This is a genomic window from Mesorhizobium sp. M1066, assembly GCF_040318635.1.
Classification (GTDB): domain Bacteria; phylum Pseudomonadota; class Alphaproteobacteria; order Rhizobiales; family Rhizobiaceae; genus Mesorhizobium.
The window spans coordinates 221459-241709 of the sequence record NZ_JAMYMR010000008.1; the positions used below are offsets into that span (position 1 = coordinate 221459).

Annotated in this window: 26 protein-coding genes and 1 pseudogene; 7 read left to right on the plus strand and 20 right to left on the minus strand. The window is 63.8% G+C overall.

Annotated elements, in window-relative coordinates:
• Nucleotides 1–30 precede the first annotated feature (30 nt).
• Both NKH52_RS14545 and NKH52_RS14550 read right to left on the minus strand, forming a co-directional pair.
• Complete coding sequence (locus NKH52_RS14545; RefSeq protein WP_352730476.1) at nt 31–1341, minus strand: ABC transporter substrate-binding protein; 1311 nt, start codon at nt 1339–1341, stop codon at nt 31–33.
• 224 nt (nt 1342–1565) lie between these two features.
• A pseudogene (locus NKH52_RS14550) lies at nt 1566–2471 on the minus strand (LysR substrate-binding domain-containing protein).
• Between the two features lie 110 nt (nt 2472–2581).
• Here NKH52_RS14550 and NKH52_RS14555 point away from each other — a divergent pair.
• Entirely contained in the window at nt 2582–2767 is a 186-nt protein-coding gene (locus tag NKH52_RS14555; protein WP_352730480.1) for a hypothetical protein, read from the plus strand.
• A gap of 37 nt (nt 2768–2804) precedes the next feature.
• Here the strand turns inward: NKH52_RS14555 and NKH52_RS14560 are convergent, their stop codons facing one another.
• Nucleotides 2805–3764, minus strand: a complete 960-nt coding sequence (locus NKH52_RS14560) for a sugar-binding transcriptional regulator (protein ID WP_352730482.1) — start codon at nt 3762–3764, stop codon at nt 2805–2807.
• A 258-nt stretch (nt 3765–4022) separates the two neighbouring features.
• Here NKH52_RS14560 and NKH52_RS14565 point away from each other — a divergent pair, with 258 nt between their 5' ends.
• Nucleotides 4023–4655 (plus strand): HAD family hydrolase, encoded by a 633-nt coding sequence (locus tag NKH52_RS14565; protein ID WP_128304223.1) that lies wholly within the window; start codon nt 4023–4025, stop codon nt 4653–4655.
• A 5-nt stretch (nt 4656–4660) separates the two neighbouring features.
• Here the strand turns inward: NKH52_RS14565 and NKH52_RS14570 are convergent, their stop codons facing one another.
• The 9 genes from NKH52_RS14570 to ureC form a co-directional block, all read right to left on the minus strand.
• Entirely contained in the window at nt 4661–5428 is a 768-nt protein-coding gene (locus NKH52_RS14570) for a class II aldolase and adducin N-terminal domain-containing protein (protein WP_127297551.1), read from the minus strand.
• Nucleotides 5429–5509: 81 nt separating this feature from the next.
• Nucleotides 5510–6154, minus strand: coding sequence for an urease accessory protein UreG (gene ureG / locus NKH52_RS14575; RefSeq protein ID WP_013528407.1), 645 nt, complete (start codon nt 6152–6154; stop codon nt 5510–5512).
• On the minus strand, nt 6151–6591 hold the full coding sequence (locus tag NKH52_RS14580; protein WP_352730484.1) for a DUF3995 domain-containing protein: 441 nt from the start codon (nt 6589–6591) through the stop codon (nt 6151–6153). Before NKH52_RS14580 ends, ureG begins: the two co-directional genes overlap by 4 nt.
• On the minus strand, nt 6588–7259 hold the full coding sequence (locus NKH52_RS14585; RefSeq protein WP_352730486.1) for an urease accessory protein UreF: 672 nt from the start codon (nt 7257–7259) through the stop codon (nt 6588–6590). The genes NKH52_RS14580 and NKH52_RS14585 overlap by 4 nt, the downstream gene beginning before the upstream one ends.
• Entirely contained in the window at nt 7252–7845 is a 594-nt protein-coding gene (gene ureE / locus NKH52_RS14590; protein WP_352730488.1) for an urease accessory protein UreE, read from the minus strand. Before ureE ends, NKH52_RS14585 begins: the two co-directional genes overlap by 8 nt.
• Nucleotides 7842–8447, minus strand: a complete 606-nt coding sequence (locus NKH52_RS14595) for a glutathione S-transferase family protein (RefSeq protein ID WP_352730490.1) — start codon at nt 8445–8447, stop codon at nt 7842–7844. The genes ureE and NKH52_RS14595 overlap by 4 nt, the downstream gene beginning before the upstream one ends.
• A gap of 44 nt (nt 8448–8491) precedes the next feature.
• The gene (locus NKH52_RS14600; protein ID WP_127297556.1) at nt 8492–9085 is read right to left on the minus strand and encodes a hypothetical protein; all 594 of its coding nucleotides are present in this window, start codon (nt 9083–9085) and stop codon (nt 8492–8494) included.
• Nucleotides 9086–9141: 56 nt separating this feature from the next.
• Complete coding sequence (locus NKH52_RS14605) at nt 9142–9630, minus strand: DUF29 domain-containing protein (RefSeq protein WP_127289438.1); 489 nt, start codon at nt 9628–9630, stop codon at nt 9142–9144.
• A gap of 226 nt (nt 9631–9856) precedes the next feature.
• Nucleotides 9857–11569, minus strand: coding sequence for an urease subunit alpha (ureC, locus tag NKH52_RS14610; protein ID WP_502908026.1), 1713 nt, complete (start codon nt 11567–11569; stop codon nt 9857–9859).
• Nucleotides 11570–11751: 182 nt separating this feature from the next.
• Here ureC and NKH52_RS14615 point away from each other — a divergent pair, with 182 nt between their 5' ends.
• Complete coding sequence (locus NKH52_RS14615; protein WP_127289442.1) at nt 11752–12135, plus strand: hypothetical protein; 384 nt, start codon at nt 11752–11754, stop codon at nt 12133–12135.
• Between the two features lie 129 nt (nt 12136–12264).
• Entirely contained in the window at nt 12265–12753 is a 489-nt protein-coding gene (locus tag NKH52_RS14620; protein ID WP_352730493.1) for a hypothetical protein, read from the plus strand.
• A 20-nt stretch (nt 12754–12773) separates the two neighbouring features.
• On the opposite strand, the gene NKH52_RS14625 is transcribed toward NKH52_RS14620, so the two are convergent.
• From NKH52_RS14625 to NKH52_RS14645, 5 genes are read right to left on the minus strand one after another with little or no spacing between them, the layout of a single operon-like run.
• Nucleotides 12774–13079, minus strand: a complete 306-nt coding sequence (locus NKH52_RS14625) for an urease subunit beta (RefSeq protein WP_352730494.1) — start codon at nt 13077–13079, stop codon at nt 12774–12776.
• Nucleotides 13080–13087: 8 nt separating this feature from the next.
• Nucleotides 13088–13675 (minus strand): HupE/UreJ family protein, encoded by a 588-nt coding sequence (locus tag NKH52_RS14630; protein ID WP_352730495.1) that lies wholly within the window; start codon nt 13673–13675, stop codon nt 13088–13090.
• Between the two features lie 32 nt (nt 13676–13707).
• Nucleotides 13708–13962, minus strand: a complete 255-nt coding sequence (locus NKH52_RS14635) for a DUF1272 domain-containing protein (protein ID WP_027161066.1) — start codon at nt 13960–13962, stop codon at nt 13708–13710.
• 10 nt (nt 13963–13972) lie between these two features.
• Nucleotides 13973–14275, minus strand: a complete 303-nt coding sequence (locus NKH52_RS14640) for an urease subunit gamma (RefSeq protein ID WP_015314510.1) — start codon at nt 14273–14275, stop codon at nt 13973–13975.
• Nucleotides 14276–14303: 28 nt separating this feature from the next.
• Nucleotides 14304–15143 (minus strand): urease accessory protein UreD, encoded by an 840-nt coding sequence (locus NKH52_RS14645; RefSeq protein WP_352730497.1) that lies wholly within the window; start codon nt 15141–15143, stop codon nt 14304–14306.
• A gap of 221 nt (nt 15144–15364) precedes the next feature.
• Here NKH52_RS14645 and NKH52_RS14650 point away from each other — a divergent pair, with 221 nt between their 5' ends.
• From NKH52_RS14650 to NKH52_RS14660, 3 genes are all read left to right on the plus strand, one after another.
• On the plus strand, nt 15365–15619 hold the full coding sequence (locus NKH52_RS14650) for an acyl carrier protein (RefSeq protein ID WP_013528393.1): 255 nt from the start codon (nt 15365–15367) through the stop codon (nt 15617–15619).
• 5 nt (nt 15620–15624) lie between these two features.
• Nucleotides 15625–16833, plus strand: a complete 1209-nt coding sequence (locus NKH52_RS14655) for a beta-ketoacyl-[acyl-carrier-protein] synthase family protein (RefSeq protein ID WP_352730499.1) — start codon at nt 15625–15627, stop codon at nt 16831–16833.
• Nucleotides 16834–16998: 165 nt separating this feature from the next.
• Nucleotides 16999–17703: a glutathione S-transferase family protein gene (locus tag NKH52_RS14660; RefSeq protein ID WP_352730501.1), complete on the plus strand. Its 705-nt coding sequence runs from the start codon at nt 16999–17001 to the stop codon at nt 17701–17703.
• Nucleotides 17704–17726: 23 nt separating this feature from the next.
• Here NKH52_RS14660 and NKH52_RS14665 read toward each other — a convergent pair whose 3' ends face one another.
• From NKH52_RS14665 to NKH52_RS14675, 3 genes are all read right to left on the minus strand, one after another.
• Nucleotides 17727–18074, minus strand: coding sequence for a hypothetical protein (locus tag NKH52_RS14665; protein ID WP_352730503.1), 348 nt, complete (start codon nt 18072–18074; stop codon nt 17727–17729).
• Nucleotides 18075–18159: 85 nt separating this feature from the next.
• The gene (locus NKH52_RS14670; RefSeq protein ID WP_352730505.1) at nt 18160–18780 is read right to left on the minus strand and encodes a nucleoside triphosphate hydrolase; all 621 of its coding nucleotides are present in this window, start codon (nt 18778–18780) and stop codon (nt 18160–18162) included.
• A gap of 111 nt (nt 18781–18891) precedes the next feature.
• The gene (locus NKH52_RS14675) at nt 18892–19983 is read right to left on the minus strand and encodes a hypothetical protein (RefSeq protein ID WP_352730506.1); all 1092 of its coding nucleotides are present in this window, start codon (nt 19981–19983) and stop codon (nt 18892–18894) included.
• Nucleotides 19984–20251 lie beyond the last annotated feature (268 nt).

The window sequence follows — 20251 nt, forward strand, 5'->3', positions numbered from 1 at the left end:
GGCGACCGGCATTCGGCACCGGGAGGAGCCTTACTTGATATAACCGCCTTCGGTCATTGCCGCGGTGGCAGCGTCCTGGGCCTGCTTCAGGGCATCGTCGACGCTCGACTGGCCGGCAAGAGCCGCCGAGAAGAGCTGGCCGACAGTGGTGCCAAGTCCCTGGAACTCGGGGATGGCGACGAACTGCACGCCGACATAGGGCACCGGCTTGACGGTCGGATGCGTCGGGTCGGCGGCGTTGATGGAGTCCAGCGTCATCTTGGCGAACGGAGCCGCCTTCTGGTACTCGGCATTGGCATAGAGCGAGGAGCGCGTGCCCGGAGGAACGTTGGCCCAGCCTTCCTTCGAAGCGACGAGCTCCGCATAATGCTTGCTGGTCGCCCAGGAGACGAACTTCTCGGCGGCATCGGCCTTTTGCGTGCCGGCGGGAATGGCCAGCGACCAGGCCCACAGCCAGTTGCCGCGTTTGCCCAGGCCATTGTCGGGCGCCAGCGCATAGCCGACCTTGTCGGCGACGGTCGAGTTCTTCGGATCCGAAACGAAGGACGCAGCGACGGTGGCGTCGATCCACATGCCGCATTTGCCCTGCTGGAACAGCGCCAGGTTTTCGTTGAAGCCGTTGGAGGACGCACCCTCAGGGCCGTCGGCCTTCATCAGGTCGACATAGAACTGCAGCGTGTTCTTCCATTCCGGCTGATCGAACTGCGGCTTCCAGTTCTCGTCGAACCAGCGCGCCCCGAAGGAGTTCGACATGGCGGTCAGGAAAGCCATGTTCTCGCCCCAGCCGGCCTTGCCGCGCAGGCACACGCCGTTCACGCCATTGGCGCGATCGGTCATCTTGTCGGCGGCCTGCCTGATGAAGTCCCAGGTCGGCGCGTCGGGCATCTTCAGTCCGGCCTTCTCGATCAGGTCCTTGCGGTACATGACGAAGGAGCTTTCGCCGTAGAAGGGCGCGGCATAGAGCTTGCCGTCGACCGAAAGGCCGCCGGCGATGGCCGGGATGATGTCCTTGGCGTCATAGTCGTCGCCGAGCTTGTCGAGCGGCAGCAGCCAGCTCTGCTTGGCCCAGATCGGAACCTCATAGGTGCCGATGGTCATCACGTCGTACTGGCCGCCCTTGGTGGCGATGTCGGTGGTGACGCGCTCGCGCAGCACGTTTTCTTCGAGCGTAACCCAGTTGAGCTGGATGTCGGGGTTCGCCTTGGTGAAGTCCTCGGTCAGCTTTTGCATGCGGACCATATCGCCATTGTTGACGGTGGCGATGGTGATGGATTCGGCATGTGCGGCGAACGCAAGCGTGCTGGCCGACAACAAGCCCAGGGTGAGCGTGCGAAGTTTCATCAAATTCCTCCCTTGAACCAAGATGAGCATTTGCCTTGGCTTTGGGCAATTACTCACTTGGCGTGAATTATGTCAAGCCGGATTCGATGCTGCAGCGCAGCACTTGGGCGACACCGCAGGCCGGGACGAGCGAAATTGCCAGGGCGCGGATCGTCCCGGCCGCATACAGTGAGGGAACGGCGGATACATCTGCGAGAACCAGGTGCAGCCCGGAAGCTTGCCGGTCAGCAGGCGATCTCGGCCAGCAGCCAGTCGCGGAAGGCACGGATCTTCGGCACGTTGCGGCGCGCCTCGGGATAGACCAGCCAATAGGCATGGCCGTCGTCGCCAACCAGATCGAAAGGTTGGATCAGGCGCCCGTCCGCGAGTTCCGCCTTGAACAGCGCCCTGGTCAGGATCGCGACGCCATGACCGGCGATCGCCGCATTGGCCTCATAGGCCTGCGCGCCCATGCTGCTGCCGGGCCGCTTGGCAAGATCGTGCGAGTGCACGCCAGCAGCCGAGAACCATTCCGTCCACCAGATGTCGCCGGGATCGAGGATAGGCAGCCGCAAGAGGTCGGCCGGTTCCCTGACGCCGCCGATGGTCGCCGCGAGTTTCGGGCTCAGCATCGGCGTGAAGTCGGCATCGAGCAGCTTGTGCGCTTCCAGGCCCGGCCATTTGCCGCCGCCCGAGCGGATGGCAATATCGGTATCCTCGCGGGCAAAGTCGGTCAGGCGGCTCGACGTTTAGAGCCCCACCGCCAGCGACGGATGGGCGATCTGGAACGACCCCAGCCGGTGCGCGAGCCAGTTCGAGGCGAATGTCAGCACCGTCGTGACGCACAGCAAGCCGTCGGCCCCGCCACGCACCGCGGCATAGGCCTGGCCAAGGATGGCGAAGGCCTCGCTGACCGCAGGTGCCAGGCGCTGCCCGGCCTCGGTTAAGACGATCTGCCGCGGCCGGCGTAGGAACAGCGGCGCGCCGACACGCTCCTCCAGCACCTTGATCTGATAGCTGACCGCCGCTTGCGTCATGGCGAGTTCGCCGGCGGCCTTGGTGAAGGAAAGATGCCGCGCCACCGCGTCGAACACCCGGATCGCCTGCAGCGGCGGGAGTGGCGAAACCTGTCGCGAGCCGAGGTCCGGCATAAGGCCTCCTTATGGATCATGATCGATGTTCGATTGGCAAAGACCGCCGGCAAGACCGACATTCCCAGTCAACCCGTCATTCGGGTCCAAGATAGCGAAGGTTGACGATCATGACCATGGCGCAGCAAAAATGCACTCCCGCACCGGATCACCGCTGGTTTTCGTGGCTGGCGGATGGATTCGGCTGGTTCGCGGCCAAAAAACGGGCACATCTCGATATCAGGGACCTGTCGCCGCATCTGCAGCGCGATCTCGGGTTTCTCGATGGCAACGACCCTTTCGGGCGGCACGGCTAGTGCGGTTGGCCTTATCGCAAACCGGTTGTGGGTCCGGTCAGATGCCAGCCAGCAGGGCGGCGGCGGTCCGTTCATCGGTGATGAGGCCGTTGATCAGCCGCCGGTTCGCGGCCGCCAGGATGCCTGGCAGCTTTCGTTCGCCCATCGCCAGTGCGATGACCAGCGATTTCTCGCGTGACGGTAGCGAAGCCGACGACACCCGGTCGTTGGTGATGCCCTCGATCATGCGGCCCTCCCTATCGAACACCCAGCCGACGATCTCCGCGATGCCGCCGGCCTTCTGCAGCGCCTTCAATTCGCTCTCCGAAATGAAGCCGTCCTCGTAGAGCGGCGCCTTCGGGCCGAGGTCACCAATGCCGATGAAGGTGACGTCGGCTTCCGCCGCCAGCGCCAGCGTCGGCTGGATCATCGGCTGGTTGAGCAGCATCTCGCGCTCCTCCGGCGAAGAGGCGATGACCGGCAGCGGCATCGGGAAGGAGCGCGCCTTGACCCTGTCGGCCATGGTGAAGATGACGTTGTAGAAGGCGGCCGAGCCGTCCGGCGAGATGTTGCCGGTCAACGACACCACCTTGTGCTGCGGGCATTCCATCGGCGGCAGCTGCTCGATCGCCGCCTTCAGCGTGCGCCCGGTGCCGATCGCCATGACGATCGGGGTCGGCGACCGCAGTCGTCGCTCGATCTCGGCGGCAGCCGCCTCGGCGATGCCGATCGTGGTCGAGGATGAATTGGGATCGCTCGGCACCACCTCGACCAGATCGAGCGCGAAGCGCGATTTCAGCCGTGCCGCCAGACCGAGGCAGTTGGCGATCGGATGGTCGACGCGAACCTTGATCAAGCCCTCCGACACCGCCAGCGAAACCAGCCGCTGCGCTGTCTGCCGCGAGATGCCAAGTGTGGCGGCAATCTGGTCCTGTGTGTTGCCGGCAACATAATAAAGCCAGCCGGCGCGCGCCGCGTCGTCCAGCCTGTTGCTGCCACCATCCTGCCGGCTATTCAAAGTCCTGCCTCCCGAGACCGCCGGTCATGAGAGCGGCCATGCCCCACTTTCGCAGGGAACGGCCTGCTGCGCAATTGTCAATCTCGGGGGCAATTGCTTGCAATTCATCGACGTAAGCACGGCCCAGTTTTTCTTCTCCCACGAAGTCTCTGTCGCCAAAGAGACTTGGCCGCGGTCCCGGCAGGCGGCAGGTTCTTGCGCTCCGAAGGTTTATCTCCCGGCTCAAACCCTTTAAGGGATGGCAAAAAGGAGCCTCACATGATGCCGAAAGCGGTTTTCTGGGACATGGACGGCACGCTGGTCGACAGCGAACCGCTGCACGAAGCAGCCCTGATGGCGGCGATGCGCAATGTCGGCCTTGTCCCGCCGGACGATCTGCATGAGCGCGTGCTCGGCGTTGCCGCCTGGCCGGTCTACGAGATGATGCGCGACGAGTTCGGTCTGGACCTGCCTTTCGACGACTGGATCGTGCGCAAATACGAACACTACCTGCCGCTGGTGGAGAGCTTGAAGCCGCGCCCCGGCGCGATCGAGATCTTCAACGAGCTGCGTGCAAGAGGCATCCAGCAGGCCGTGGTCTCGAATTCGGACCGGATGATCGTCGACGCCAATCTGAGCATGGTCGGCCTGATCTACCCCGGCATGAAGACGATCAGCCGCAACGACGTGCGCGAAGGCAAGCCGCATGCCGAGCCGTTCCTGCGCGCCGCGTATCTGGCCGGTGTCGACCCCGCGCACGCCGTGGCGATCGACGACAGCTGGCCGGGCGCCATGGCGGGACTGGCGGCGGGCATGAAGACGATCTTCTGGCCGGAAAAGCCGATGGAGGGCCCGCCCGGCGCCGTCGTCATCAACAGCGCCGATCAGCTCCGGGCAGAACTAGGCCTGTAAGGCAATCAGTTCCGGTAGGCCGGTTCCTGCTCGTCGAGGATCGCTTTCAGCTCGCTGAGATGGCGTTCGGCCTGGCCGGGATAGTCGTCCATCTCGCTCGCGGCCTTTTCGGCGATCGCATCTGACAGCGTGCGCAGCGGGCGGCCGGTCCACAGCGCCTTGATGTAGGTCTCGGCGGCGCGCTCGAAATAGAACATGCGGTTGAAGGCATCGGCGACCGTGTCGCCGATGACCAGCACGCCGTGATTGCCCATCACCATCACCTTGACCTTGGGATCGACGAGAAGCTGCGAGCAGCGCTCGCCCTCCTCCTCGAAGGCCAGCCCGCCATAATGCGCGTCCACGACGTGGCGATTGAAGAACATCGCCGAATTCTGGTCGATCGGCGGCAGTGTCGAGTCAGCGAGCGATGCCAGCACCGTGGCGTGGATCGAGTGCACATGCATGACGCAGCGCGCGTGGCGCACATTGCGATGGATGGCGCCATGCAGCCCCCACGCCGTCGGGTCGGGCGCATTGGGGCCGGAGAGCGTTTCTGGATCGTTGGCATCGATCATCAGAAGGTCGCTCGCCTTGATGCGCGAGAAATGCACCTGGTTGGGGTTCATCAGGAACTGTGTGCCGCCATCATTGACGGCCAGCGAGAAATGATTGGCCACCGCCTCGTGCATGTTGAGCCGCGCCGTCCAGCGGAAGGCACAGGCGAGATCGACGCGCTCCTCATAGAAGGGCAGGTTGGTCAGCGTTTCCTTTTGCAGACGGGCAAGGCTCATCCTAAGATCCTCCGGTTTCGGCAAGAATGCCGTGGCCAGTCGATCCCCGCAACCGGTTTTGGTTGGTGCAGGATAGCTGTTTCACGCCGCCGTGCTGGCTGCGGCAGCGCCGGCTCGCAGGCCGCCATGCTCGATGATGAAATCGATCACCTCCTGCAGCCCCTTGCCGCGCGACAGGTCGGTGAAGCCGAACGGCCGTTTTCCGCGCATGCGGCCGGCGTCGCTCTCCATGACATCGAGGTTGACGTTCACGTAAGGAGCAAGGTCGCTCTTGTTGATCACCAGGAAATCGGAGCGGGTGATTGCCGGCCCGCCCTTGCGCGGGATCTCCTCGCCCTGGCAAACCGAGATGACATAGAGCGTCAGGTCGGCGAGATCGGGCGAGAAGGTGGCGGCGAGGTTGTCGCCGCCGGATTCGATGAAGACGATGTCGAGATCCGGGAATTTCCTGTTCATTTGCGCGATCGCCTGCAGATTGATCGACGCATCCTCGCGGATGGCGGTGTGCGGGCAGCCGCCGGTCTCGACACCCATGATGCGGTCCTCGGGCAGCGCCTGCAGCCGCGCCAGCATCATGGCGTCTTCCTTGGTGTAGATGTCGTTTGTGACGACGGCGATGGAAAACTCGTCGCGCAGCGCCTTGCACAGCTTTTCGGTCAGCGTCGTCTTGCCCGAACCGACCGGGCCGCCAATGCCGACGCGCAGCGGACCATTTGTCTGTGTCATGCGGGAAACTCCGTGATGGCGAGGATGGCAAAGCCGAGCCCGATCAACAGGCACAGCGGCGAATAATAGCGGACATCGAGCCGCGCGAAAGGCTGTTCCGGCGTCAGCCGCCGCCACCACGGCGTAAAGCCGGCTATGCCGCGTCCCAGGAACACCAGACCGATGAGCAGCGAGGTGGCGGCGAGCCCCTCTCGGGGAAAGGGCGAGGCAAAGACGCCTATGAGCGCCAGCGGCCACAGTGTCGCCAGGCACAGGCACGCGGCAACGGCAAAACTGGCGAACGGCGTCGGCATCTCATCGACGCCGCGAAAACCGACCACGGCGCGGGCGCAGGAGGCCGCATCCTGGCCCGGCCAGATGCCGCCAAGGCCCCAATAGGCGTGCAGCGCGGTGATCAGGAGTAGAACGGCAGAAAGCGAGAAGGCGAGAAAAATCATGAGCGGAACAATCGCGAATACTGGGTTTCGTGCTTCATCGCCATGACATCGGAAACGAAGGCGCAGCCACCGAGATCGTCGAGCGTCGAGTGCGCGGCGCGGGTCGCGGTCGCCAGGGCCAGTGGCTCGAAGCCGGCCAACAGAGCTGTGGCTTTGCTCTGGCCGACGATGCCAAGCCGGATCGCCGCCTGCACGAGGTTGGAGAAGAAGGTTTGCAGGAAGGCCGACAGCGCGTCCTGAAGCGCGATGCCGTTGCCGCCGGCAATGGCGCCGACGGCGACGCAATAGGCGCATTCAGCCGGCAAGCGCTCCAGCACCGGATTTGGCCAGGCCGCCGCCGCTTTGAGGAAGGCCGCACCTTGCAGCATGGTTTCGGTGTGGCGTTCGCGCGAGCCGGCCAGCGCCTCGGCGAGTGCCGCCATTTCATCGAGATCACCGGTGCCGCGTGCCCGGCGCCAGCTCTCGGCGAACAGCACAGCGTCGTTCCAGCCCGAACCGATCTCGACAAGCGTTTCCAGCCAGTCGGCAAGGCTTTCGGCATCGGCAACCAGCCCGTCATGCACCGCGCGTTCGAGGCCATGGCTGTAGGAAAAGCCGCCGACCGGAAAGGCAGGCGACAGCCACGCCATCAGCCGCAGCAGGGCGATGTTCGAAGGCTGGTCAGTCATGATCGTGGTGGTGGCCGGCATGACTGTGCGAATGGGAATGCGCTTCGCCATGAGAATGGCTGTGGGCTTCGGCGTGGCTGTGCGCATGCGCATGGCCGTGATCATGGCTTTGCCCACCATGGCCGGAATAGGCGCCGCGCACCGGCTTGAAGGGTTCGGAAACGTCGGTCACGGTGGCGCCCAGCCCCTCCAGCATCGCCTTGATGACATGGTCGCGCAGGATGAGGATACGCCCGGCCTCGATGCTCGCCGCGAGATGGCGGTTGCCGATATGCCAGGCGAGCTCGGCCAGATGCATGCTGTCGCGGGCGCGGATGTCGTAGACCTCTTCCGGCGCCGCGATGATCTCGATATGACCGCCATCCTCCAGCACCAGCCGGTCGCCATCGTTCAAGGCAACGGGTTCGGGCAGGTCGACCAGCACCTTGCTGCCGTCGGCAAGTTCGATGGCGCGGCGGCGCAGATGCCGCTCGTCATGGGCGAGAATGGCCCGGCCGGACGGTAGGGTGGTTCCGGCATTGCCGGCGGACAGCACGGAGACGGCGCGCGGGAATTTGGTGAAGTCGGTGTTGAGGTTGAGCTTCATTTCATGGATCCTCCATTTGCTTGTGCCCGCACACGCGCAGGCCGCGCCAGCACACGGTCGAAATAGGCGTTGACGCGTTCGGACTCGATCTCAAACCGGCCGGCACGCGCCCACCCACCCATGTCGCCGAGCAGCACGTCGACGGCGGAAAACCGAGCGCCCAGCGCAAACGGTTTGTCGCCCAGCCGCCGCTCCAGCGCCTTCAGCTCCGAGGCAAAATCGTAAGCCGCCGCGGGACCGACATCGACGCGTACGTCCTTCGGCAGCAGAAAGCGATGGCGCAATTTGTTCCACAGCGGCGCTTCAAGCTCGCTCTGCGCAAAATGCATCCAGGAATCCATTTCGGCGCGACCGGCTAGGCCTGGGTTGGCGCCCATGCCCATGTCCGCGTGCTTGTCGGCGAGATAGACGCAAATCGCCGCCGAATCCGTCACCGTCAGTTCGCCATCGATGAGGATCGGCACCTTGCCGGAGGGATTGAGCGCATAGGCTTCCGGTGAGCGCAGCCTGACCTCGACGAATTCATAAGGCTGCCGGAGCTCCTCGAGCATCCAGAGAACGCGGCTGACCCGGGATCCGCGCGATCCAACGGCCTTGTACATGTCGAACCCTGCCTTTCCCCAACAAGCTAGACCATCGCGTTCGTTCAGACGATGGTGTCGAAGAGCCGCAGGATGAACGATATCTGATAGATGAGCGCCGCCGTCACGAAGGCGATATGGAAGCGGCGGTCGCGCACCAGGATCGCGATGATGCAAAGCGCGACGAAGACCGGCGTGCGGAACAGGTACTCGCTGCCGAAGCGGGCGAAATGCTCCGGCCCCTTCAGCAGCGTGTCGACCACGTCGAGCATATAGGTCGCCGCCAGCAGGCCGAAGAACCACGCCCGGCGCGAATAGAAGAAATCTTCGTAGCTGGTGTAGTCCAGCATCGAATCGGGAAACAAAAGCGCGCACAGCAGGAACAGCGTGATCGCGTAGAAGATGATGAACAGGTACTTGCCGAAGGTCCAGGTTTCGATGGCGTAGAGGCCGAACTCCCACCACCAGAAATGCACCAGCATCAGGAGCACCGAGACGACCCAGGCCAGATGCACGGTATAGAGCTTGTACTGGCCGGGATGCTGGACGATCCGCGCCACCCCCGAGAGCAGGCGGGCGACGCCAAGCCCGATCACCATGCCCATGACGATGCGGATATGCGGGAAGATGTCGTGGGCGGAAGCGATTTCGGTGGCCATGGGGTGGATACTAATGCTCACGACGCGATGAAATATCTGCGACGGCCACTTCTCGGCTACTCGCGAATAAGTTTATCCGAAGACCACGGCGTACCTGGAAAATAGTCATGGTCTAGAATTTCCCTGATCGCGTATGGACAATCAACAGGGAAATCGCGATCTCTCAAGCCGGTTTCGTCTAGCGCCTTTAATCTTGCTATCTTGAACTCTCGTCCGAGCATCTGCCCCGGATACGCCTTCAGACTCGGACTTTCATCGAGCAGGTTTTCAATCCGATGTCGCTGCTCACGGATTGTGAGCAGCCATCCAGTTTTGCGCTGCTCAGGCTGAAAACCCCATTTGAGCAAATGAAGGATCAAGGTGCCAAGCCTGCTCGCAATTTCCCTTTTGTCGCTCCGCCCCAAGCTCTCGATCTCCTCGGCAAGATTCTCGCGGTCGAGGTCGGACAGACGACCTTCGCGCAACAGCGCGCCCTGTTCGGCGCACCATTGAGCATAATCGGCCTCATAGGGCGTCAATTGCTGTTTGCGAAAAATCTTGTTCATGCAGCTTATATTGCGCCAAAGGCGCCAGATTTCCAAGTTGGAAGCAGAGGATGCAGGTCGACCAAGGCCATCCAACGACACGTCTCGATCTCGGTGTTGACAAACCGTGTACGGTTTTGTGCCGACAGCTGACAAAGTGCGTGCGCTTTTCTGGGCGCACGGGTGAGAAGCGCGTCTCCTCAGGCACATTTGACCAAATTCACGAGTCTCGGTCGACAGATTGGCATCAAAACAGAAAATACCTCTGCGCCATCGGCAGCACCGTCGCCGGTTCGCAGGTGAGCAATTCACCGTCGGCGCGGACCTCGTAGGTTTCGGGGTCAACCTCGACATGCGGCGTGGCGTCGTTGAGCACCATCGAATGCTTGCCGATGCCGCCGCGGGTGTTTTCAACGGCGACGAACTGCTTGTCGACGCCAAGCCTGCCGTGCAGGCCTGACTCGAGCGCGGCTTTCGAAACAAAGGTCACCGACGAGTTGGTCCTTGCCTTGCCATAGGCGCCGAACATCGGCCGGTAGTGCATCGGCTGCGGCGTCGGGATCGAGGCGTTGGGGTCGCCCATCGGGGCGGCGGCGATCATGCCGCCGATCAGCACCATATCCGGTTTGACGCCGAAGAAGGCCGGGTTCCACAACACGAGATCGGCGCGCTTTCCCGCCGCGACCGAGCCGATATCCTTCGACAGTCCGTGCGCGATGGCCGGATTGATCGTGTATTTGGCGATGTAGCGGCGGACGCGGAAATTGTCGTTGTTGCCGGTTTCCTGCGGCAGCGAGCCGCGCTGGCGCTTCATCTTGTCGGCGGTCTGCCAGGTGCGGATCGCCACTTCGCCGACACGGCCCATGGCCTGGCTGTCCGACGAGATGATCGAGAAGGCGCCGATGTCGTGCAGAATGTCTTCCGCCGCGATGGTCTCCTTGCGGATGCGGCTTTCGGCAAAGGCGATGTCTTCGGGGATCGACGGCGACAGGTGATGGCAGACCATCAGCATGTCGAGATGCTCGGCCAGCGTGTTGACCGTGTAGGGTCGCGTCGGATTGGTCGAGGACGGGATGACGTTCGGCAGGCCGCAGACCTTGATGATGTCGGGCGCATGGCCGCCGCCGGCGCCCTCGGTGTGGAAGGCATGGATGGTCCGGCCCTTGATAGCCGCCACCGTGTTCTCGACGAAGCCGGATTCGTTCAGAGTGTCGGTGTGGATCATCACCTGCACGTCGTAATCGTCGGCGACCGACAGGCAGCAGTCGATGGCCGCCGGCGTCGTGCCCCAGTCCTCGTGCAGCTTCAGCGAACAGGCGCCGCCCAGCACCATTTCCTCGAGCGCGGCCGGCAAGGACGCGTTGCCCTTTCCCGACAGGCCGATGTTCATAGGGAAGGCATCGAAAGACTGGATCATGCGCGCCATGTGCCATGGCCCCGGCGTGCAGGTCGTGGCCAGCGTGCCGTGCGCCGGACCGGTGCCGCCGCCGAGCATGGTGGTGATACCTGACATCAGCGCTTCTTCGATCTGCTGCGGGCAGATGAAGTGGATATGCGCATCGAAGCCGCCTGCGGTCAGGATCTTGCCCTCGCCGGCGATGATCTCGGTGCCGGGACCAATGATGATGGTGACGCCGTCCTGCGTGTCCGGATTGCCGGCCTTGCCGATGGCCGTGATGCGCCCGTCCCTGAGGCCGACGTCGGCCTTGAAGATGCCTGCGCTGGCATCGATCACCAGCGCGTTGGTGATGACGGTATCGACGGCGCCTTGCGCCCTGGAAACCTGGCTCTGGCCCATGCCGTCGCGGATCACCTTGCCGCCGCCGAATTTCACCTCTTCGCCATGGATGGTGAGATCCTTCTCGACCTCGATGAACAGTTCGGTGTCGGCAAGGCGCACTCTGTCGCCGACCGTCGGGCCATACATCTGCGCATAGGCGGCGCGGGTAATTCTGGCCATCAGCGATTGCTCCTGAAATGCGGTTTGCCGAAATGCGGTGGGATTGAAGCGCCGCTGCACACTGCTGCCATCCTATGGTCACGCAATGACCCGCTGGGCGACACCTTCTGATCCCATTTGGCGGTTGAGGTTAGGGGGTCACCCCAGACCGGCCGTTTGCCAATCGATGGAAAGGAAAATCCATGCGCAAAACAATAATTCTTGCCGCCGCTGCCAGCCTGATGCTGGCGGGCGCCGCCAGTGCCCAGCAGCAACCCGCGCCACAGCCCGCCCCAGCGCCGGCAACGCCTGCTCCAGCCACGCCCCAGGCTCAGCCGGCGGTGCCGACGATCCAGAGCGTCAACATCGTCGACATCACCGAGCTGCCGAAGGACACCCAGACGCAGGTCAACCAGGTGATCGCCCAGCGTGGCGATGACGGCCTGAAGAAACTGCGCAGCTCGATCGACGCCACACCCAAGGTGAAGTCGGCGCTGGAGGCCAAGGGGCTCAGTTCGGCGCAAGTCGTCGCCGCCAGCATGGAACCCAATGGCGCACTGACCCTGATCACCAAGAAGGCGAGCTGACGAGACGGCACGGCGGGCCGGCATCCGGCCTGCCGGCCGCATCGGGAAAGGAACCTTCGCCGGGCGGGATTCGTTTTGTTCTTCTCGCGCTAACCCGCGCCCCGAAACGACTTCTCTCAGGAGCGAGCGATGGCGATCACTTCTTTCTCGACCAGAATGCAGGCAGTCGCCGCCACGGCGTTCCTGGCGGCGGCAGGTTCTGTTGCCGATTTGAAAGCGCAAGGGCTGGAAAGCACGGAGACCGTCAACCGCATCGTCGGCTCGCAGGTCAAGCAGGAAGAGGCCAAGGCCACCGCCGAAGCCCGCAGCGTCAACACGGCGATCGATCGCACGCGTGAAAACATCGGTACGGTGCGCAAGACGTCCAAGCTCGACAAGGTCGACATCGTGTTCCTCACCGACGCCGCGCGCAGCGAAGGCGGCCCGCCGCCGGAGATAGAAAGCAAGGTCAAGCAGCATCAAGACGACATCACGGAGCTGCGCAAGGAGATCGAGGCCAACGCGCTGCTGTTCAACGCCATCGAATCGCAGCGCGTGCAGGCGCAGGATGTCCTCGCCGTCGAATTCGACGATCCCGGAAAGATCGTCATCTACGCCGCGGCCAAGCCATCGAACTGAGCTGAGCGCGCCGGAAGATTTCACAGCTTGCCCATCACCTTCTGCTGAAATCCGTAGGCCTCGCGCTTGCCGCCGAGCGGCACCAGCGTGACGTCGCGCTCCTGGCCCGGCTCGAAACGCATGGCCGTGCCCGCGGCAATGTCGAGGCGCATGCCCCTGGCGCGCTCGCGGTCGAATTTCAGCCCCTCATTGGTCTCGAAGAAATGGTAGTGGCTGCCGACCTGGATCGGCCGATCGCCGCTGTTGGCGACTTTCAGGGTGACGGTCGGCAGGCCCTTGTTGAGCTCGATGTCGCCGCCCACCGTGATGATCTCACCGGGGATCATGGTCACCCTCACACGATGCCGAAGGCGAGACCGATGCCGATCGCCGCGCAGGCGGCACCGGCAGCGCGGGCCAGGCCGCGGAACCGGATGCCGAGACCGAGACCGGCGGCGATGCCGGTGCCATGCAGCAACAGCGTGGCAATGGCAAAGCCGGCCATGTATTCAAGCCCGCCGGCATTCTCCGGCACCTCGGTGCCATGCGCGTGGCCGTGGAACAGTGCGAACAGGCCGATGATGGCGACGCCGACCGAGACTGGCAGATCGATCGCCAGCGCCACCAGGAGCCCGAGCGTCACGACCGATGCCAGTATGCCCGGTTCGACGAAGGGCAGCGGCATATGCAGCATGCCCAGCGCGCCGCCGACCAGCATGACGCCGACAAAGGCCGCCGGCCAGGCAAGAACCGCCTTGCCGCCCTTGATCGCCGCCCACAGTCCGACCGCGATCATCACCGTCATGTGATCGAGCCCGGAAAGCGGGTGCATGAAGCCGGCCGTGAAGGAGGAGGCCGTGCCGATGCCGACATGGGCATAGGCCGGCATGGCAGCGGCCAGCAGCAGGATCGCCGACAGGCAGAGGCGTTTGGCAGGGATCATTCTATTGCCTTTCGTTTTGCTCGGTCTGGTGTTTACGCCGCCTTGCGGGGGCCGCAGCCTTCGGCCTTGAGAACGCGTTTACTCGACGCGGGGTATTTCTTCAGCATCGCTGCCGGGCGGATCGGCCGCGCCGAGAAACCACCGCCGCAATTGGGGCAGATGCCGCCCAACACCTGTTCCACGCATCCGGCGCAAAAGGTGCACTCGAAGGTGCAGATCAGCGCATCCGTCGCCTCGGGCGGCAGGTCCTTGTCGCAGCATTCGCAGTTGGGACGCAGCTCCAGCATCCTGTCCTCCTCAACGGATCGGTTCGTGCACGGTCACCAGCTTGGTGCCGTCGGGAAAAGTCGCCTCGACCTGCACGTCATGGATCATCTCGGCGATGCCTTCCATGACTTGCGCGCGGCTGACGACATGAGCGCCGGCTTCCATCAGTTCGGCGACCGGACGGCCGTCGCGGGCGCCTTCGACGACGAAGTCGGTGATCAGCGCGATCGCTTCCGGATGGTTGAGCTTGACGCCGCGTTCGAGCCGCTTGCGCGCCACGATCGCCGCCATGGCGATCAGCAGCTTGTCCTTTTCCCTTGGCGTCAGGTTCATGCGTTTCCCTGGATTGGTAGAGACAGGCCTATAGTGACCATAATTTGGGCAACCCCGCCCTTCCGTTGAGCAATTCGACGAGTGGAACCAGCCGCTGGCGCAGCCGGTAGCCGTCCCCGGCGTAGAGCCTCGCAAGAAGCTTGCCAGATTTCTTCACGCTCCAGACACTGGCGCTGCCTCGGTCGCCGACGATCTCAAGAACCCGGTCGAGCAGGGCTTCGGCGCGCGGCGACACCAGAAGCAGCGTCGCCACCGCGATCGCGCCGCCGGCAACCGCCGGGCGATCGAGCGTAGCGGCGATATCGGGTCCGATGCGGAAATCCTCGGCATGAATGAGGGCGCCATCCTGGCGCACGCGCCAGCGGTCATGGAAGTTGCCCTGGGTGGCGCGTTCGCCCATCGCCAGGCGACCGAAGACGGCGGCTTCCAGCACCAGCGCCTCGGCGCCGACGGCAAGCTCGACGTCGAGCGTGCGGGCAAAGGCCGCCCGGTCGAAGACGATGGTTTCCTGCGGCAGCCAGGCGATGCGGCCGTTTTCGCCGACCGACAAATTGACCCGCACTTCGGCACGGTCGGATGCCGCCCGGTAGATCTTCTCGCAGGCCTGGGTAGTGATCGATGCCGAAGCGGCCGCGCCGATATCCACCTCCCAGGCGATACGGTCGCCGCCGGTCATCCCGCCGGCGGTGTTGATCAGCACCGCTTCGAGCGGATCGGTCGAGACGGCCGGCATTCTTATCTTGGCGGCGCCGTCCTGATAGAGGCGCCGCAGGCGTGTGCGGCCCTCACTGAGCGCGCAGGAAAGCCGCGCGACGCCCGCAACGCGCTGCGTCGAAATCCCGTCATGTTCGCCGCTAGGTTCGCCCATATCCATGCCTGCACGTTAAGCACTCCGTCGGCTTTGTCGATATGGGGATCGATATAGCTTGTTGCTTGACAACGTTTCGGTTTCTATAGAGGGAACCACCTTGGTACGGTCATGCTGCGCTTGGCGGGGGTATTAAACGACGACGGCGGCTTGATACCAGGAGAAAAAGGGGCGCTGCTCAGTTGGCGTCGGGAAACGCGAGATAGTGGGGAAGGAACCGAATGGCCGACCAGCTGGCAACGGATATCATCGCGAAGATCAAGGCTCATGCCGAGCCGGGCGGCGAAGAAATCACCACCACCACCGAATTGACCTCGCTTGGCATCCATTCGCTCGAGCTGACGGAGATTATCTTCGATCTTGAGGAAGAGTATGGCATCGAGATCGAGATGAACACGGTCGACGCGTGGAGCAATCTGAAGAACGTCGGCGACATGGTCGAAGCTGTGCGCGCGCTGATCGCGAAAAAAGCCTGAACTGAATGCGGCAGCGCGTTGTCATCACCGGCATGGGCGGCATTTGCGGGCTCGGTACCAGCGCGTCCGCGATCTGGAACGAGATGCGCGCCGGCCGCTCGGCCATTGGCCAGATCACAAGTCCCCAACTGCATGATTTGAAGGTCAAGGTCGGCTGCGAAATCAAGGCGCTTCCCGATCACGGCATCGACCGCAAGCAGACCGTGTCGATGGACCGCTTCAGCCTGCTGGCGACGATCGCAGCCAGGGAAGCTATGCAGCAGGCCGGCCTGGTTTCGAATGAAGCCACCACCTATCGGATGGGCACCGTCGTCGGTGTCGGCGTTTGCGGCTGGGAGGCGATCGAAGAGAGCTATCGTGCCATCCTGGTCGAGGGCAAGAACCGCGCCGGTATCTTCACCGTGCCAAAGGTCATGCCAAGCGCGGCCTCCGGCCACGTTAGCATGAATCTGGGCCTGCGCGGCCCGGTCTTCGGCGTCACCTCGGCCTGCTCCTCATCCAACCACGCCATCGCCTCGGCCGTCGACCAGATCAGGCTTGGCCGCGCCGACGTGATGGTCGCCGGCGGCACCGATGCGCCGCTGGTCTGGGGCATCCTGAAGGGCTGGGAAGCATTGCGCGTGCTGGCGCCCGACACCTGCCGGCCATTCTCGGCCGACCGCCAGGGACTGTCGCTCGGCGAGGGCGCCGGCATGGCGGTCCTGGAGACGTACGAGCACGCCATGGCGCGCGGCGCCACCATCCTTGCCGAGGTCGCCGGCGCCGGCCTCTCCGCCGACGCCTCCGACATTGTCGCTCCGACCGTTGAAGGGCCAACAGCGGCCATGCGCGCCTGCCTGGCCGATGCCGGCTTCAATCCCGAGGATGTCGACTACCTCAATGCCCATGGCACTGGCACCAAGGCCAACGACCAGATCGAGACGGCAGCCATCAAGCGCGTCTTCGGCGACCATGCCTACAAGCTTTCGGTGTCGTCGACCAAGTCGATGCACGCCCATTGCCTGGGCGCATCGGGTGCGCTGGAGATGATCGCCTGCGTGATGGCGATCCGCGAAGGTATCGTGCCGCCGACGGCCAATTTTCGTGAGGCCGATCCCGATTGCGACCTCGACGTCACGCCGAATGTGCCGCGCGAGCGCAAGGTGCGCGCCGCGATCAGCAACGGCTTCGCGTTCGGCGGCACCAATGCCGTGCTGGCCTTCAAGGCCGTCTGAACGCAAAGGCCGGGCGCGCGATCTGCCCCAAGCAGGCCGTTCCGTTGACTGTTCGCGCGCAACTAAACCCTTGCACGCCATTGATCGTGCCGTGCGCCGCGTCTAATCCTTGGCCGACCCGCCAAAACCGCGCCGCTCGGCGCGAATCCTCATTCAGGAGTTTCCATGGCCGACCTGTCCGCCTTTCCGATCGCAACGCGTTGGCCGGCCAAGCGTCCGGACCAGCTCCAGCTCTATTCGGCGACAACGCCGAACGGCGTGAAGATTTCGATCGCCCTGGAGGAACTCGGCCTGCCTTACGAGCCGCATTGGGTCAACATCGGCCAGAACGAAAGCTGGACACCGGAATTCCTGTCGCTCAATCCCAACGGCAAGATACCGGCGATCATCGATCCGAACGGTCCGGACGGCGAGCCGATCGGCCTGTTCGAATCCGGCGCCATCCTGCTCTACCTCGCTGAAAAGACCGGCCTGCTCATGCCCATCGATGCTGCGCGCCGCTACGAGACCATCCAGTGGGTGTTCTTCCAGATGGCCTCGGTCGGGCCGATGTTCGGCCAGGTCGGCTTCTTCCACAAATTCGCCGGTCGCGAGATCGCCGACAAACGCCCTCTGGAGCGCTATCGCGACGAGTCAAAGCGGCTGCTCGGCGTGCTCGACGGCAGGCTGAAGGGGCGCAAGTGGATCATGGGCAATGACTACACCATCGCCGACATCTCGCTGCTCGGCTGGGTGCGCAACCTGATCGGATTCTACGAAGCGCGCGAACTCGTCGGCTTTGACGATTTCGCCCATGTGGGAACATGGCTGGAACGCGGCCTGGCGCGGCCGGCGGTGCAGAAAGGCCTGACCATCCCCGCCAAGGGATAGCCCAACCAGCCTCCGAAGCGCGGTTATTTTGCCTTCGCTTTGGCCTTCGAACCGCCTTTGCCCATGACGGAAGCAGCGAGCGACGCAGCACCTCGGGCGGCGACCATGACCGCGCCGGCAGCGACGTTGGCCGTCGCCTTGGCCGTGCGCACCGCGCTGCCGCTCACGGAGTCGCTGGAGCTTGCGGGCTTCTTCGGCTTTGCGGCTTTCGGCGCGGCTTTCGCTGCCGTCGGCACCACTTTCTTCGGCGCTGCCTTGCCGAAGGCCGGCTTGGCGTCCTTCGAACGAGCTGTCATCGCCGGGCCGGCGCCGGCCTTGGATTGGGTCGCCTTGCCCTTGGCGGGCGCGGGCTTTCTTGCCTTGATTGCCATTGGACCGAATCCCTCTTCTGGCACAATTGCCGTGTCGGGATAACGGCCTGAAAGTCTTAAGGTTCCCCTTGCGCAATCCGTCGAATCAAGCGGAAAGGCCGATCACCAGATCGGCAGCCCGGCGCCGCGCGAGCACGCGTTCGATGTTGGGCAGGTCGTTGGACGCGATCCAGGCGCGCGCATCTTCGTCGGAGCGGCCATGTCCGTGCCAGCGCTCCATCAGGCGGCGCTCGAGTTCGTTGCGCGGCACGTCGACGAAGATCGAGAAATCGAACAGCGGCGCCAGCCGCGACCACGGCTCTTCGTTGAGCAGCAGATAGTTGCCCTCGACCAGGATGAACTTGGTTTGCGTGGCGACGATCGAAGCGGCGGCGCGCGACAGCTCCATGCTGCGGTCGAAGACCGGGATGGCGATGTCGGGTTCACCGGCACGGATACGCTTCAGCAGGGCCTCAAACCCGGCAAAGTCGAAGGTTTCCGGCGCGCCCTTGCGCGCGCGCAGGCCGCGCCGCTCGAGCACGGCGTCGTCATAGTGGAAGCCGTCCATCGGCACGACTTCCGAAGCACCTTCCGGCAGCAGTTCATGCAGCCTTGCCGACAGCGTCGATTTGCCGGAGCCTGGTGGACCGGCAATGGCGACGATGAAGCGGTTTGCCTTGCCGGCACGCTTGAAGATGGTGGCGGCGAGATGGGCGATTTCGGACATGAGAGCCTCTCTGGCAGGAGCTTCAAATCCACCATGTTCCGCATGATGATTTCGGCCACATCTTGGCGACAGTTCACGGAAATTTCAAACCCTGCGGCCGCGCAATCCCACCTATGAGGCCGCTGGCTGGCCAATACGCAGGAAATCGCTGTCGAAGGGAACCTCCCGCGTCGCGCCACCCGTCACCAGTCGTATGCGGCCATCCGCCGTCGTGATCGCCTGTGGCGGCTCGCCGCCGGCCAGCGGAATGGCGCCGATGACATGGCGAAAGGACACGCTTTGGCCTTCGCCCAGTGCAAAGGCGGTCGCGACCCCTTCGCGCTTCAGCCAGTTGTCGCCGATCGAGGCGGCATGGCCGACGGCGGCGCGGCCATCCTCGATGCCGAGCACGCCCAGGTGGCGGCCGCTCCACGGCGCGTAGTCGCGCCCGCCATTACTGAGCCACAGCATGGTGATCGGCAGTTCGGCCGGGTTCTTCAGCACCAGCACCAAATCGTCCTCGGCCTGGCGCGCCAGCGCGGTCCAGCCTGGTCCGCGATGTGCGGCTTCGACGAGGGTAATAAAATCCTCGCGGCGGTCGTCCATGCGGTATTCCGTGAGATCAAGCGTGCCGCCGCCGGCAGTGGGGAAATGCCCGAGATCGGCGGAGCGCGCCGGATAGGCCAGCAGGAAGCGGCCGCGCGCGGGATCAGGCTCCAGCGGATCGTCCAGCGTTGCCGCAAACCGCTTCGGCGAAAAGGCCAGCCTGCCGCCGCCCGTCATCGCCGTCATCGGGTGATGGGCGACCGAGATCGCACCGTGGCCGCCGGAAAACACATGCTCCTGGTAGAGGAAGGGATGGCCGTCGCGCAGCGTCAGGATCTTGTCGACGCTCGCACCCATCACCTTGTGCCGCAAGCGGTAGACCGCGCGCCAGCCATCGTCCGTCGCAGCACTTTCGGTGACATCCCAAGCGCTGTTGGCCGGCCAGCCATGCAGCGGCGCCTCCTCGACATCGCTGCGCGAAAACGGCGCGCAGAGAAAATCGCCGGACAGCCGAACCGTACCTTCCGGCAAATTGTCCGGCAGCGTCTCGGTCGCATCGACCCAGGGCGCGCGGTGCAGCGGCTTCAGCTGCCGCCCGCCGCCCTCGACGACCATGTCGGCGATATGGCCGACCGTGAGGTCGAGCGAAACCGAAATGCCTCTGGCCTTGATGATCATCGCGCTCTCACCGATTCTGAACGTGGCAACAGAACCTGTTCGGCGGCACTTGCGCAAGCACCGCGACAGGCATTTTGCATCAGTTCTCACCCTCCCACATTGCATATGGATTCTTTCGAAGAGGACCCCCACCCTAACCCTCCCCACAAGGGGGAGGGAACGCTGCCGCGTGCCTTAATTGTTGGTAGTGTGCTGAGAGTTCTGCAAATTCGCTGAGAGAGGGCGGTCATGGCAGGCTGGTGATGTTCAACGTCACCGATTCCCGCGA

What these genes read in the sequence shown, in the direction of transcription:
- NKH52_RS14545 (WP_352730476.1), bottom strand. Translation starts at nt 1,341, where the DNA reads ATGAAACTTCGCACGCTCACCCTGGGCTTGTTGTCGGCCAGCACGCTT.
- NKH52_RS14555 (WP_352730480.1), top strand. Translation starts at nt 2,582, where the DNA reads ATGACCATGGCGCAGCAAAAATGCACTCCCGCACCGGATCACCGCTGG.
- NKH52_RS14565 (WP_128304223.1), top strand. Translation starts at nt 4,023, where the DNA reads ATGATGCCGAAAGCGGTTTTCTGGGACATGGACGGCACGCTGGTCGAC.
- NKH52_RS14570 (WP_127297551.1), bottom strand. Translation starts at nt 5,428, where the DNA reads ATGAGCCTTGCCCGTCTGCAAAAGGAAACGCTGACCAACCTGCCCTTC.
- ureG (WP_013528407.1), bottom strand. Translation starts at nt 6,154, where the DNA reads ATGACACAGACAAATGGTCCGCTGCGCGTCGGCATTGGCGGCCCGGTC.
- NKH52_RS14580 (WP_352730484.1), bottom strand. Translation starts at nt 6,591, where the DNA reads ATGATTTTTCTCGCCTTCTCGCTTTCTGCCGTTCTACTCCTGATCACC.
- NKH52_RS14585 (WP_352730486.1), bottom strand. Translation starts at nt 7,259, where the DNA reads ATGACTGACCAGCCTTCGAACATCGCCCTGCTGCGGCTGATGGCGTGG.
- ureE (WP_352730488.1), bottom strand. Translation starts at nt 7,845, where the DNA reads ATGAAGCTCAACCTCAACACCGACTTCACCAAATTCCCGCGCGCCGTC.
- NKH52_RS14595 (WP_352730490.1), bottom strand. Translation starts at nt 8,447, where the DNA reads ATGTACAAGGCCGTTGGATCGCGCGGATCCCGGGTCAGCCGCGTTCTC.
- NKH52_RS14600 (WP_127297556.1), bottom strand. Translation starts at nt 9,085, where the DNA reads ATGGCCACCGAAATCGCTTCCGCCCACGACATCTTCCCGCATATCCGC.
- NKH52_RS14605 (WP_127289438.1), bottom strand. Translation starts at nt 9,630, where the DNA reads ATGAACAAGATTTTTCGCAAACAGCAATTGACGCCCTATGAGGCCGAT.
- ureC (WP_502908026.1), bottom strand. Translation starts at nt 11,569, where the DNA reads ATGGCCAGAATTACCCGCGCCGCCTATGCGCAGATGTATGGCCCGACG.
- NKH52_RS14615 (WP_127289442.1), top strand. Translation starts at nt 11,752, where the DNA reads ATGCGCAAAACAATAATTCTTGCCGCCGCTGCCAGCCTGATGCTGGCG.
- NKH52_RS14620 (WP_352730493.1), top strand. Translation starts at nt 12,265, where the DNA reads ATGGCGATCACTTCTTTCTCGACCAGAATGCAGGCAGTCGCCGCCACG.
- NKH52_RS14625 (WP_352730494.1), bottom strand. Translation starts at nt 13,079, where the DNA reads ATGATCCCCGGTGAGATCATCACGGTGGGCGGCGACATCGAGCTCAAC.
- NKH52_RS14630 (WP_352730495.1), bottom strand. Translation starts at nt 13,675, where the DNA reads ATGATCCCTGCCAAACGCCTCTGCCTGTCGGCGATCCTGCTGCTGGCC.
- NKH52_RS14635 (WP_027161066.1), bottom strand. Translation starts at nt 13,962, where the DNA reads ATGCTGGAGCTGCGTCCCAACTGCGAATGCTGCGACAAGGACCTGCCG.
- NKH52_RS14640 (WP_015314510.1), bottom strand. Translation starts at nt 14,275, where the DNA reads ATGAACCTGACGCCAAGGGAAAAGGACAAGCTGCTGATCGCCATGGCG.
- NKH52_RS14645 (WP_352730497.1), bottom strand. Translation starts at nt 15,143, where the DNA reads ATGGGCGAACCTAGCGGCGAACATGACGGGATTTCGACGCAGCGCGTT.
- NKH52_RS14650 (WP_013528393.1), top strand. Translation starts at nt 15,365, where the DNA reads ATGGCCGACCAGCTGGCAACGGATATCATCGCGAAGATCAAGGCTCAT.
- NKH52_RS14655 (WP_352730499.1), top strand. Translation starts at nt 15,625, where the DNA reads ATGCGGCAGCGCGTTGTCATCACCGGCATGGGCGGCATTTGCGGGCTC.
- NKH52_RS14660 (WP_352730501.1), top strand. Translation starts at nt 16,999, where the DNA reads ATGGCCGACCTGTCCGCCTTTCCGATCGCAACGCGTTGGCCGGCCAAG.
- NKH52_RS14665 (WP_352730503.1), bottom strand. Translation starts at nt 18,074, where the DNA reads ATGGCAATCAAGGCAAGAAAGCCCGCGCCCGCCAAGGGCAAGGCGACC.
- NKH52_RS14670 (WP_352730505.1), bottom strand. Translation starts at nt 18,780, where the DNA reads ATGTCCGAAATCGCCCATCTCGCCGCCACCATCTTCAAGCGTGCCGGC.
- NKH52_RS14675 (WP_352730506.1), bottom strand. Translation starts at nt 19,983, where the DNA reads ATGATCATCAAGGCCAGAGGCATTTCGGTTTCGCTCGACCTCACGGTC.